This window comes from Pengzhenrongella phosphoraccumulans (assembly GCF_045689905.1).
GTDB classification, from domain to species: Bacteria; Actinomycetota; Actinomycetes; order Actinomycetales; family Cellulomonadaceae; genus Pengzhenrongella; species Pengzhenrongella phosphoraccumulans.
The window spans coordinates 3009379-3022010 of record NZ_CP144210.1 but is presented as its reverse complement, the minus strand read 5'-3'; the positions used below and the strand labels follow the sequence as shown (position 1 = coordinate 3022010).

The following is a 12632-nucleotide window of genomic DNA, read 5'->3' as shown; positions in this document are numbered from 1 at the left end:
CACCGATCGGCTCTGCCTCCCGAGCGGGACGGCACGCCGGCGGGTGGATCTGCGCTACTGTGAGAGCGCTCCCACCGCACCGATGCAGAGGACCTCGCCGTGATCAACACCTCCGGTAGCACGCCGTCGAACCCGGCCTCGGACGGCCCCGAGGGCAGGCACGTCGATCTCGACGGGCGCCGGTTCTACCGGATCTCCGACTACGAGCAGATCCCGCCGTTCTTCATGACGATCGTCAGCGCGAGCGACGTCTGGCTCTTCATCTCGAGCACCGGGGGGCTCACCGCCGGCCGCACCGACGCGGGCCACGCGCTGTTCCCGTACTACACGGACGACAAGGTCACCGAAAGCGCCGGCCGCACGGGCGGGCTGAGCGTGCTGCACGTCGAGCTGCCCGGCGGCGCCGGCGCGACCTGGCAGCCCTTCGCCACGCTGCGCCCGGGCGACCCGCACGCCGAGCGAGTCCTGTACAAGGACGTGCTGGGCACGACCCTGGTGTTCGAGGAGACCCGGCCCGACCTCGCCCTGCGCCTGCGGGTGTCCTGGCAGGTCAGCGACCGGTTCGGGGTCGTGCGCACGTGCGAGCTCGCCTCGTCGTCGACCGACCCGGTGGAGATTGACCTGCTCGACGGCCTGCTCAACCTGCTCCCGGCGGGCGCGACGGTCCAGCTGCAGAACGAGTTCAGCAACCTGCTCGACGCCTACAAGCGCTGCGAGGTCGACCCCTGCGGGCTGGCGATGGTCTTCCTGAACTCGAAGCTCACCGACCTCGCCGAACCGAGCGAGTCGCTGGAGGCCAACGTCGCGTGGCAGGTCGGGCTGAGCGACACCAAGGTCCTGCTCTCCGCGCGACAGGTTCCGGCCTTCGTGCGCGGGACCGCGATCACCGCCGAGACGGACGTCCGCGGGGAGCGCGGGGCGTACTTGGTCAACGCCCGGCTGACCCTGGCGCCCGGCGAGCGTCGCCGCTGGCGCATCGCGGCCGACGTCGACCAGGACGCCGCCCAGGTGGTCGCGCTGCGGGCTCGGCTGCGCGACCCGGCCGTGCTCGCCGCGGAGCTCGACGCGGACCTCGACCGCACCCGCACGGACCTGACCGCGATCCTCGACGCGGCCGACGCGGCGCAGCACACCGGCGACGAGCTCGCCACGGCCCACCACCTGGCCAACGTCCTGTTCAACACCCTGCGCGGCGGCCTGCCCGCCGACGGCTACTCGGTCAGCGCGGCCGACGTGCGCGCCTTCGTCGCCCAGCGCAGCCGCCCGACGGCGCTGCGGTGCGCCGCAGTCCTGGCCGCCCTGCCGCCGCGCCTGCGCGCCGACGAGCTCGTCGCGATCGCCCGGGCCGACGGCGACGTCGACCTCGTCCGCCTCGCGACGGAGTACCTGCCGCTCACGTTCAGCCGTCGCCACGGCGACCCGAGCCGCCCCTGGAACCAGTTCCGGATCGCGCTGCGCGACGCCGCCGGTGCGCCACTGCTCGAGTTCCAGGGCAACTGGCGCGACATCTTCCAGAACTGGGAGGCGCTCGCCTGGTCGTTCCCCGAGTACGTCGAGTCGATGGTCACCGTGTTCCTCGACGCGACCACCGCGGACGGCTACAACCCGTACCGGATCTCGCGCGCGGGCATCGACTGGGAGGTCCCGGAGCCCGGCAACCCGTGGGCGAACATCGGGTACTGGAACGACCACCAGATCATCTACGCGCTCAAGCTGCTGGAGACCTCGCACCGCTTCCACCCGGGCCGCCTCGACGCCCTGGTGAACGCCGCGACGTTCACGCACTCCGACGTGCCCTACCGGATCGCGACCTACGACGCGATCGTGCGCGACCCGTACGAGACGATTGCGTACGACGTCGAGCAGGCGGCCGTGATCGCCGCACGCGTCACCGCCGAGGGCGGGGACGGCCGGCTCGTGCACGACGCCGCGGGCGGGTTGGTCCGGGTCACGCTGGGCGAGAAGCTGCTGCTGCTCCTGCTGGCCAAGCTGGTCAACCTCGTGCCCGAGGGCGGCATCTGGATGAACACCCAGCGCCCCGAGTGGAACGACGCCAACAACGCCCTGGTCGGCAAGGGGCTGTCGGTCGTGACGCTCGCCTACCTCGACCGGTACCTGCGCCGGCTGCGGGACCTGCTGATGGTCGACGTCGAGGTCACCGGCGAGCTGCGGGACCTGATCACCGGGGTACGCACCGCGCTCGCCGACCACGCGGGCAACCTCGCCGTCGGGTTCGACGACGAGGACCGCAAGCGCGCCATGGACGACCTTGGCGAGGCCGGCACCGCATACCGCAAGCGCGTCTACGACGGTTTCAGCGGCGAGCGCACCACGGTGCGCGCGGACGAGATCACCGCCCTGCTCGACGTGGCGCAGCGCTACGTCGACGCGGGGCTGCGGGCCAACCGGCGCACGGACGGGCTCTTCCACTCGTACAACGTGCTCGCGCTGATCGGCGGCGAGGCACGCATCGAGCGGCTCGCACCGATGCTCGAGGGCCAGGTCGCGATCCTCTCGAGCGGGCTGCTCGACCCGGCGCAGGCCGTAATCCTGCTCCGCGGCCTGCGCGCGAGCGCGCTGTACCGCGCCGACCAGAACAGCTACACGCTCTACCCGGACAAGGTGCTGCCGGGCTTCCTCGCCCACAACACGTTCGATGCCGCGGTGGCGGCGGCGTGCCCGTTGGTCGGTCTGCTGGTCGCGGCCGGGGACCGGAGCCTCGTGGTGCACGACGTCGACGGTGACTTCCACTTCGCCGCGCACCTGCACAATGCCCACGACGTCACCGCCGCCCTCGACGCGCTGGCCGCCGACCCCGCCTGGGCCGTCGCCGCCGAGCGCGACCGCGCCGCGATGCTCGACCTGTTCGAGGGCGTGTTCCACCACGCGCAGTTCACCGGGCGGTCCGGGTCCTTCTTCGCGTTCGAGGGCCTGGGCAGCATCTACTGGCACATGGTGTCCAAGGTGCTGCTCGCGGTGCAGGAGAACGTCGAGCGCGCGGTCGCCGAGGGCGCCGATCCCGCCACGGTCACGGCCCTGGCCGGGATCTACGAGGAGGTCCGCGCGGGGCTCGGGTACTGCAAGTCGCCCGAGGTCTACGGTGCGTTCCCGACCGACCCGTACTCGCACACCCCGGGCGGGCACGGTGCCCGGCAGCCGGGCATGACCGGGCAGGTCAAGGAGGAGATCCTCACCCGCCTCGGCGAGCTCGGCCTGCGGGTCGAGGACGGCCGGATCGCCATCCGCCCCGTTCTGCTCCGCGCCACCGAGTGGACGACGACGCCCGGGTCGTTCGCCTACCTCGACGTCACCGGGACGCCCCGGTCGATCGACCTGCCCGCGGGCTCGCTCGGGTACACGTTCTGCCAGGTCCCGGTCGTGTACCACCGCGGCGATTTCCTTGAGGTCGTCGCCTACCTCGACGATGGGTCGTCGGTAAGCGGTGCGGGCGGGGTCCTCGGCGCCGACGTGAGCGCGAGCATCTTCCGGCGCGACGGCCGGGTCACGGCTCTCACGGTCCAGATCCCGGGGTAGCCCGAGAGAGGGACTCCGACGCGGGCACGAGGGATCCGAGCTCGGGCAAGCCGCCGAGGCCGTTAGGCGACGAGGAAGTCGAGCAGATCCTGCTGGTCCGCCGAACCCGGGGGTTCTGCTCCGCCGCCTGGATTCCGACTCGCGTCTTGCTCGGGTTCGCGATCAGCTGTGGCCCAGACCGCTCGGCCACGTCGGTCGCGGAACTCGTACCGGACCCGGGCGAGAGTGGCGCTGCAGCGGCCGGTGTCGACGACATGTCGGGTGATCGTGAGGTCGAGGCGGTGAACCTCGTGATGGTGGAAGTTGCAGAGCAGGACGCCGTTGCTCGCTGATCGCTAATGTGACCCCTTGTGAAGACAGCCGCGATCTACGCCCGGATCTCCTCCGACCCGACCGGCCAGGCGCTCGGCGTCGCGCGCCAGGTCGAAGACTGCCGCAGGCTCGCCAAGGAGAAGGGCTGGACGGTCGCTGAGGAGTACATCGACAACGACCTGTCCGCGTACAAGGGCAAACCGCGCCCGGCTTACGAGCGGATGCTGGCTGACCTGCGGGACGGGTACCGGGACGCGGTGATCGTCTACAACCTGGACCGCCTGACCCGCCAGCCCATCCAACTCGAGGAGTTCTCCGCTCTGTGCGAGCGCGCCGGGGTGCGCCACGTCGCTACGGTCACCGCCGACATCGACCTGGGCAACGACGACGGGTTGTTCATGGCGCGGATCTTCGCGGCGTTCGCGGCCAAGGAGTCCGGGCGCAGGTCCCAGCGGATCCTGCGCAAGCACCAGCAACTGGCCGAGCAGGGACTACCCAACGGCGGCAACCTGCGCCCCTACGGGTACGCCGCGGACCGGATCACCGTGGTCGAGTCCGAGGCCGAGGTCATCCGTGCGATCGCGCTGCGCTACCTGGCCGGAGAGTCCGTGCGGTCGCTGGCGATGTGGCTGAACGCCCAGCACGTGCCCACCGTGACCGGCGCCGGGGAGTGGCGCACCCCGACCCTGCGCCGCATCCTGTGCAACCCGCGCACGGCGGGCCTGCGCGAGCACAACGGCCAGGTCGTGGGCGAGGCGGTGTGGGACGCGATCTTGACCCCGGCCCAGCGGACCCAGGTCCTTGCGATGTTCGCGGCGAAGAAGGTCTCCGGGCGTCGCGCTCCGCGCCGGTATCTGCTCTCGGGGATGCTGCGGTGCGGCAAATGCGGCAACCGGTTGTACTCCTCGGCGCGCGGCGAGCGCCGCCGGTATGTGTGCCTGTCGGGTCCCGACCACGGCGGGTGCGGGCGGTTGTCGGCGGTCGCGGAGCCGGTGGAGAAGTTGATTGCGGCGATGGTGCTGCACCGGTTGGACAGCCCCGAGGTGGCCGATGCCCTGGCGGGGCGCGCGAGCGTGGACGACCGGCAGGTGGCGCTGATGGGCGAGTTGGAGGCTGACCGCACGCAGATGGACGAACTGGCGTTGATGTACTCGGCGCGGGAGATCTCGGCGGCGGAGTGGCGCACCGCGCGCGAGCCGATCGACAAGCGCATCCGGGACACCGAGCGGCAACTGGCGCAGTTCGCCGGGAGCAGCACCCTGGCGGGCTTGGTCGGCAACGGCCAGGAACTAGCCGAAGGCTGGGCGGACCAGAATCTCGAACGCCAGGCGTCGGTCGTGGGCGCGCTGCTGGACTACGCGACCATCGGCGCGGGTGTCTCCGGGGCGCGCAGGTTCGAGCCGTCCAGGGTGCAGCCCGTTTGGCGGCTGTGAGGCCACGGCGGGGGCTGGCGTGCTCGGGGCTGGCGCCCCGTGCGCGCGCCTGCCATCGGTCGTGACCCCCAACAGGGCGCCCACCCGAGCCAGCACGACCGGATCAGTGATCTTGACCGCGAGGCCCTGCGCGTCGCAGGACGCCTTGACGAACGCGGCCAGCCAGACCGGATCGAAGCCCATCGAGATCATCCGGCCCACGCGGCCCAGATCGCCGGCGGACCGGACCAGCCCTCAACGTCCGCCGAGGACCACCGGTAGGCCGGCGCCATCCCGAAGATCTCCGACGCCTGCCCGATCACGTCGTCCGAGCTGCGGCCCCGCAAGCGGACGACCTGGGGCTGGAAGCCCTGGCCGACGTCGTAGCGGTGCAAGCCCTGGACCCGCGCGGTGTCGTCGGTGAACGTCTTGGTGACGTACTTGGACAGGTACCGAGCGGCCATGCGCGCCTCGGCGAGCGACCCCGATCCCACCGGCAGGTCTCCGAGCAGTTTGATGTGGACGAAGCCCCGGCCCCACGCCGCTTTGATCAGCGAACGAGGCACGAAGCGTCCGACCGCGAAGTGCGCGTGCAGACCGTGGCCGGTCTTGTGCCACTCGGGCACCCACACGTAGGCCAGCGGGTCGCCGCCCAGCCCCTCGCGCAGCGCCCGGAAGAACTCCCCGACGTCGGCGCGGATCTGGCGTGGGTCGTGGCACCCGGCTCCGGCGTAGGTGAGTGTGCCCAGCCGGTTCAAGCGGTTGGCCGCGCAGTACTGGCGCAGGCTCTTGCGTGCTCGGCGCCCGGCCTCTTCAGCGGCCCGCTGCGGGTCGTGGGCGTTCCCGCGAGCGACGTAGGCCGAGCGCTTGGGCGGAAGGGACGACACGAAGCAGCCGCCGCCCTCACCGGCTCGCGGCACCAAGGAGAGGACCCACCCCGCCGAGCGGGGAGTCAACGCAGGCAGGACAGCAACGTCGCTGCTCACCGTCCCCGCGTCTAGTCCCATGTTCCGGGACTATAGAAGACCCAAGCGCGCTAGTCCCGCATTACGGGACTACGGGTTCCGGCGTGTCGTTCGCCGCCTTCACCGCGGCGCTTAAAACTGCGTTCAGGTCGACGTCGACACCGGGGAACCGGTAGACGTCCGGGTGCTCGCCGAACACACGGCGGAACATCGAGATCCGACGGTAGATGGCCGACCGGCTCATCCCGGTCTGAGCCTGCATGTTCTCGAACCCGCCGCAGGTGTGCCAGACGAACCAGAACCCGATCAGGTCGAAGGTCGCCCCGCGAGCGATCGGCATGAGCAGCGGCGCGAGCGGCTTGGCGAGTGGATCAGTGAGAGGGCGCACAGCCTTGACGTAGCCGTCCCATGCCCGTTCCCACTTGCTCTTGGCGATCCCCTCGCCGTCAGGCGTCGGCATGCGCTGCGATCGGAAGTCAGTCACGAAGGCCTCCTCTAGTCCCGGAATCCGAGACTAGCGCAGTTGTCACGACACCCGAGGCACAACACGCTCCGCGGGGCTGCCGCGGACCGTTCGTCCTCGCCCCTGCGGGGCTCCGGGCGCTGCGTCCTTGCCACCGAGCCCCGCGGTTGGCTCGCGTAGACCCGCGTCAGGCCCGCCCGAGTTATGTTGCTACTTCAAGTCAAGAGCGCGGCTGCGCCGCGCCATCAGGCTCACCAAAGCCTGGGGACCCCAGGACAAGGACCGATTGCATTGGCCCCAGCAGAGTCCCGAATGCTGAGGGCGTCGAGGACTAGGCTCCTCACGTGTTCACCAAAAGCCACAGTTGGCAGCGCTGGTCCGGTCCGAGCTCGGAACTGACAGCAGCGATCGATCTTGCATCGACGGTCTTGTCGCAGTGGAGCGGCATTCGATCCAAGGTCGAGGTGCGCATCTCATACGCGAACAAGTTGACCGAGACCTCCAACGATCCTGCAGCGCTTGACGGACTTCACGTCAAAGATTTGCGCCGAGTAAGGGACGTCTGGGTAGACATTGATGTCGACCGGGAATGGTGGCTAGCGGAGACGAACAAGTACAATTCGCATGAGATCAACATGCGCTACGGCACCGACGACGGCAGCACTGCACCCCTCGTGAAGCCGCCTGAGTTGGTCCACGCGTCCGCATCGTTCCGGCTCGCCAGCGGGCTCTCGGCCGGAATCGAAGTAGACGTCCGCGGGCCCGACCGGACAAGCGTTGAAGGTCTTATGGCGAGGATCGTGGACGTTCTAGATCGATCGACGACAGGCCCGACAAGGGTCCCAGCCCAAGTCGGATTCGTCTTGCTTGCGCCCGTAATGGTGGCCGCCACCTACTTTGGCGGACGCATGGTGCATTTCCTCAATTGGGCACCAAAGGACAATCAGTATCAATGGCAAGAGATCCTCATACCGACACTTCTCTCGGTGGTCTCAGTTGGAATTCTCGCCACATTCATGTGGGCGTTCCCAACGCTAGAACTTCTCGGATTGGGTGAGCGTTCAAGATTCGTGCGGTATCGCTCGCTTTTCCTCTCGGGCCTCGGGGCCGTAGTTGCTGGCCTGATCGCGACGGCGCTTTGGACTCGGCTCGCCTGAGTGCTCAGTCGCCCGGGGACTGCCGCCCTGAGGACCGTGCAGCAGATCGGGGTGTATTAGCGACTTGTCGGGTTGTCGACAGAGGTAAAACCGCCATCGCGGGTCCACCAGTTGATGTGGTGGACGTTGCACCAGCGGGCGTGGGCGGAGCAACCAGGCACGGCGCACTCGCGGTCGCGGGCGATGACGGCCTTGCGTTGAGGTCCGGTGAACAGTCGCTCGGTGCGGCCCAGGTCCAGCGGGATGCCGTCTGCGTTCACCACGATGCGGGTCAGCTCGCAGTCGCACATCATCTGGCTCAGTTCGCTGTCCGGGACCGGGGTGCCGTCCTCGAGGGTGGCAGGTTCGTAGCTGGCGGGTACCCAAGCGGCCGGCGCGCTCGGCGCGTGGCCGTCGCACTCGTGCGCGGCGTCACTGTCTGCCTCCAGCGTCACGGGGAAGCCGAAGGTGGTCAGCGCAGCGCGCCGTCGTTCGCGGTCGGCCTGGGCTGCGATCCAGGTCGCTTCCGTCAGGATCAGCGAGATCTGCGGGGGGACGTGGGCGCCGGGCTTGATGGTCGGATCACCCAGAGCGGCGGTCGCCAACGAGGTGAGGGCATCGGCGTTGCGCTGGCCGAAGTCGCGGTCGTCGTCGACGCCCGGGCGTCCGGTGACGGCCTCCAACGCGAGGGTGAGCTTTCGTCCGGTGATCGTGTCGAGGAACCCCCGCAGGTGAGACCCGCCCGGGCCGGTGGTGACCTGGAAGTAGCGCTTGCGGTATTGGGCCTGGTGGTCGCGTTCCAGGCCCTCGGGGTCCAGGGTGGCGGCCCACCGGTCGGCGGACTTCTCGAACGTACCGGCGTCTTGAGTGGTGGCGAGCTCGACGAGGGCCTCTTGGCCGGCAGGTGAGGTGGCTGCTTCGCGCTGCGCGGGGGTGCCGGTGGCGGCGATCTTGGCGATGATCTTGGCGTGCTCCAGCGGGATGCGCCCGTGCGTGACGGCAACCACGACCTCCGGGACCGCGTCGAGCTCGGTGGCCTGGCGTACCTGGGCGGTGCCGCCACGTTTGCCCAGGCGGGTCACGCGCCCGGCCCAGCCGCTGAGGTCGGGGTCACCGTGGCCACGCCAGGTGTCCGCGTCGCGCTCGGCGATCAGCACGGCGGCCCGGGTCGCGGTCAGGGTGTCGATGGTGCGGGTCAGGTCAGCGAACACCGCGTGCCGGTCCGGGCCGGACCATTCCTTGGCGTCGGAGCTGTCAGCGGCAAGCAGCACGGCGGCGGCTTGGAGATCGGCCACACGCCGACGCGCCACGCACTGAGCAGTCGTGCTGCCCCCGCCAGTCGCGTCCACCGCTGCCCCCTCCCGCTTTCGAGCCGCATCGCGCGGAACTCGAGTGGTGATCGTCGTCGAACACCTGTGCTAATGCTACGCTGATCCGAGGGAACCGGTCAAGGGGTTCGGCCGAGCTTCTCGCCGGCAGTTTCGAGACGGAGCACCGGAAGCAGCCGGCCGGGGAGGAGCACCGGGCCGCTGGCACGGGAAGCATTCCGATGCAGGTGCGCGTTGGCCCTGGCGTGCCCGCTACCCGTGTTGCCCCGAGCTCCAGTCCCGACGCCACCCCCGATCCGATGACCCGGAGCGCACAGCCCCACCGGGTCCCGCTGTCCGTCCTCGACCTCTCCCCGCTGAGCGCGGGCGCGAGCAGCGGGGATGCCCTGACGGCGAGCACCCGGCTCGCCCGGCACGCGGACGAACTCGGATTCGCGCGCTTCTGGGTGGCCGAGCACCACAACATGCCGGCCGTCGCGTCGACCAGCCCCGCCGTCCTGATCGCGCACCTGGCCGCCTCGACCACCCGCATCCGGGTCGGCTCGGGCGGCGTGATGCTGCCCAACCACCCGGCGCTCGTCGTCGGCGAGCAGTTCGCGATGCTCGAGGCACTGCACCCGGGGCGCATCGACCTGGGGATCGGGCGCGCACCCGGCACCGACCCAGCGACCGCCGCGGCCCTGCGGCGCACCACCGACGGCCTGGGCGCCGAGGAGTTCCCGGCCGAGCTGCTGGACGTGCTCGGCCTGCTCGGCCAGCAGTCGGGGCGCGCACCGTCAGCGCTGGTCCGCCGGTTCTCGGCCACGCCGGCGCCGTCGTCGTCCCCTGAGGTCTGGCTGCTCGGCTCCAGCACGTTCAGCGCACGGCTCGCTGCGGCGCTCGGCATCCGGTTCGCCTACGCGCACCACTTCGGCGCGACCCAGACCCTGGCCGCACTGGCCGCCTACCGCGCGGAGTTCCGTCCGTCGCCCGAGCTCGCCCAGCCGCACGCGATGGTCAGCGCGTCCGTGATCATCGCGGACTCCGACGAGGAGGCGACCTACCTGGCGGGCCCCAGCCGGGTGATGGCGCTCAGCCTGCGCACCGGCCGGCTCGCTCCGATCGTCACGCCCGACGCCGCCGCCGCCACCCTCGCGGGCCTGCGCGGCACCGCTGCAGAGGAGGTGCTGGCGCAGCTGCCCGGCACCCAGATCGCCACGACCGCCGAGGCCGCCGTGGAAGAGCTGGACCGCCTGATCGAGACCACCCGGGCGGACGAGCTCCTGATCACGGCAACCACCCACGACGTCCGGACAAGACTCGACACTCTCACCCACCTGAATTCGGCCTGGCGGGCGTAACCCCCAGCCCCACCGCCCGCGAACTCGGAGGTTTGCCTCGAACTCGGACACCGCAGTGTCCTATCTCGAGGCAAACCTCCGAGTTCGCGGGGCCGTGCCGGCCTTACGGAGGTGGTGCGGGTGTTGGTGCGGGGGTGATGAGTAGGGGGTCAGTCGTCGAGGGGTTGGCGGTCGGACCAGTCGCTCAGGCTGACGCGCGGGCCCGTGTAGAACGGGAGCTCCTCGCGGACGTGGCGGCGGGCGGTGGTGTTGCGCATCTCGCGCATGAGGTCGACGATCCGGTGCAGCTCGTCCGCCTCGAACGCCAGGATCCACTCGTAGTCGCCGAGCGCGAACGCGGCGAGCGTGTTGGCGCGCACGTCCGGGTAGTCCTTCGCGGCCTGGCCGTGCTCGATGAGCATCTGCCGGCGCTCGGCCTCGGGCAGCAGGTACCACTCGTAGGACCGGACGAACGGGTACACGCACAGGTAGTCGCGCGGCGCCTCGCCGGACAGGAACGCCGGCAGGTGGCCGCGGTTGAACTCGGCCGGACGGTGCAGCGCCGCGACGGACCAGACCGGCAGCAGGTGCCGGCCGAGCTCGCTCTGGCGCAGGCGCTGGTACGCGCCCTGGACGGCCTCGATCGAGTCGCCGTGCCACCAGACCATCAGGTCGGCATCGGCACGCAGGCCGCTGACGTCGTACCAGCCGCGCAGCACGAGGTCTCCCCCGCCGGTCACGACGGCGGCCTCCGCCTCGGCGACCATCAGGCCGCGCGCGACGTCGTCGGCCGGCAGGGCCTCCTCGATCGCGAACACGGACCACATCGCGTACCGGATCTGGTCGTTCGGGTCACCCGCGGGCTGCTTCGCGTTCGCCGCCCGGGCCGCGCTCACGGCGTCGGCCGCGCTGATGATGCCGCCGGATGTCGGGTTGTCCGTCACTGAGCACTCCACTGGGTCGGGTTCGAGTCTTCGCCGCACGCGGCCGGGATCCCGCTGTCGACGCCCGCGCGCTGCCGGCAGCAGCCGGGACGGCAGACATCTGGCCAGGCACCGAGCGCACCGGTCGTCACGCGCTCGACGTCCTCGCCGCGTTCGGCAGCGGCCCGCTCGAGCACGAGGTCGATGAGCCCCGACACGAACGCGGGTCGGGTCGAGACAGTACCCGCCCGCACCGCCTTGAGGCCAAGCTCGCGCGCGGTCTCGAGCGCCTCGACGTCGAGGTCGAAGGCGACCTCCATGTGGTCCGAGACGAACCCGATCGGCGACAGCACGACCGAGCGCGTGCCGGCCCCGGCAAGGTCGCCGAGCAGCGCGTTCACGTCGGGCTCGAGCCACGGCTGGTGGGGCGGTCCGGAGCGCGAGCAGTAGGCGAGGTGCCAGGCGACCGGGTGGCCGAGCCGCTCGCCGACCTGCGCGGCGACGAGCGCGGCGACCTCCAGGTGCTGCGTGCGGTAGCTCGGCTGCGCCATCCCCGACGCCTCCTCCATCACGTCCGGGATGGAGTGGGTCACGAAGACGAGCGGCGCCTGCGGGCCGTCGCCACCGAGCTCGGCGTAGGCCTCGACGACGGCGTCGGCGTTGGCCTGCACGAAGCCGGGGTGGTTGAAGTAGTGCCGCAGCTTGTCGACCGCGAGCACGGTGCCCGGCGTGACGTCGCCACCGACCCGGTCCGCGAGCTCGGCGAGCGAGTGCGCGAGGTTCTCGCGGTACTGCCGGCAGCCCGAGTACGAGCCGTACGCGCTGGTCACGAGCGCGAGCACGCGGTGCGCGCCGGCGGCGCGCAGCTCGGCGAGCGCGTCGGTGGTGTACGGCTCCCAGTTGCGGTTGCCCCACGCGATCGGCACGTCGAGGCCACGGCTCGCCAGCTCGGCGCGCAGGGCGTCGAGCAGCGCGAGGTTCTGGCCGTTGATCGGGCTCCGACCACCGAAGAGGTCGTAGTGCGCGCCGACCGTCACCAGCCGCGCCTCGGGGATGTTCTTGCCCCGGGTCACGTTGCGCAGGAACGGCAGCACGTCGTCGGGCGCGTTGGGCCCGCCGAACGAGTAGAGCAGGATCGCGTCGTACGGCCGGGCTGCGTCTGCAGCCAGGCCGGGGCGCGCGGGATCAGGGTGCACTGTCTGGGGGGGCACCGACCGATCATCCCATCGACGCGGGCAAC

10 protein-coding genes are annotated in these 12632 nt (G+C 70.6%); 5 read left to right on the top strand and 5 right to left on the bottom strand.

The annotated features are described in order from the left end of the window. Positions 1 to 99: 99 nt before the first annotated feature. The 3 genes from VTA80_RS13945 to VTA80_RS13935 all read left to right on the top strand — a co-directional run bounded on the left by VTA80_RS13945 (position 100) and on the right by VTA80_RS13935 (position 5279). Entirely contained in the window at positions 100 to 3534 is a 3435-nt protein-coding gene (locus tag VTA80_RS13945) for a hypothetical protein (RefSeq protein ID WP_407341698.1), read from the top strand. 146 nt (positions 3535 to 3680) lie between these two features. Further along, positions 3681 to 3866: a hypothetical protein gene (locus VTA80_RS13940; RefSeq protein WP_407341697.1), complete on the top strand. Its 186-nt coding sequence runs from the start codon at positions 3681 to 3683 to the stop codon at positions 3864 to 3866. Positions 3867 to 3884: 18 nt separating this feature from the next. Next, positions 3885 to 5279 (top strand): recombinase family protein, encoded by a 1395-nt coding sequence (locus VTA80_RS13935; RefSeq protein WP_407341696.1) that lies wholly within the window; start codon positions 3885 to 3887, stop codon positions 5277 to 5279. 188 nt (positions 5280 to 5467) lie between these two features. Here the strand turns inward: VTA80_RS13935 and VTA80_RS13930 are convergent, their stop codons facing one another. Both VTA80_RS13930 and VTA80_RS13925 read right to left on the bottom strand, forming a co-directional pair. Further along, the gene (locus VTA80_RS13930) at positions 5468 to 6265 is read right to left on the bottom strand and encodes a hypothetical protein (RefSeq protein ID WP_407341695.1); all 798 of its coding nucleotides are present in this window, start codon (positions 6263 to 6265) and stop codon (positions 5468 to 5470) included. A 40-nt stretch (positions 6266 to 6305) separates the two neighbouring features. Then, positions 6306 to 6707, bottom strand: a complete 402-nt coding sequence (locus tag VTA80_RS13925) for a hypothetical protein (protein WP_407341694.1) — start codon at positions 6705 to 6707, stop codon at positions 6306 to 6308. Positions 6708 to 7030: 323 nt separating this feature from the next. Between VTA80_RS13925 and VTA80_RS13920 the strand changes: the two genes are divergently transcribed. Then, complete coding sequence (locus tag VTA80_RS13920) at positions 7031 to 7843, top strand: hypothetical protein (protein WP_407341693.1); 813 nt, start codon at positions 7031 to 7033, stop codon at positions 7841 to 7843. A 56-nt stretch (positions 7844 to 7899) separates the two neighbouring features. Here VTA80_RS13920 and VTA80_RS13915 read toward each other — a convergent pair whose 3' ends face one another. Continuing rightward, entirely contained in the window at positions 7900 to 9132 is a 1233-nt protein-coding gene (locus VTA80_RS13915) for a DUF222 domain-containing protein (protein WP_407341692.1), read from the bottom strand. 317 nt (positions 9133 to 9449) lie between these two features. Between VTA80_RS13915 and VTA80_RS13910 the strand changes: the two genes are divergently transcribed. Beyond that, entirely contained in the window at positions 9450 to 10490 is a 1041-nt protein-coding gene (locus tag VTA80_RS13910; protein ID WP_407341691.1) for an LLM class flavin-dependent oxidoreductase, read from the top strand. Positions 10491 to 10639: 149 nt separating this feature from the next. Here the strand turns inward: VTA80_RS13910 and hemQ are convergent, their stop codons facing one another. Continuing rightward, complete coding sequence (hemQ, locus tag VTA80_RS13905; protein ID WP_407345776.1) at positions 10640 to 11365, bottom strand: hydrogen peroxide-dependent heme synthase; 726 nt, start codon at positions 11363 to 11365, stop codon at positions 10640 to 10642. Between the two features lie 44 nt (positions 11366 to 11409). After that, positions 11410 to 12603: a ferrochelatase gene (locus tag VTA80_RS13900; RefSeq protein WP_407341690.1), complete on the bottom strand. Its 1194-nt coding sequence runs from the start codon at positions 12601 to 12603 to the stop codon at positions 11410 to 11412. Between the last annotated feature and the right edge of the window lie 29 nt (positions 12604 to 12632).

Coding starts and splice junctions, on each gene's coding strand:
- VTA80_RS13930 (WP_407341695.1), bottom strand. CDS start 6,265: ATGGGACTAGACGCGGGGACGGTGAGCAGCGACGTTGCTGTCCTGCCT.
- VTA80_RS13910 (WP_407341691.1), top strand. CDS start 9,450: ATGACCCGGAGCGCACAGCCCCACCGGGTCCCGCTGTCCGTCCTCGAC.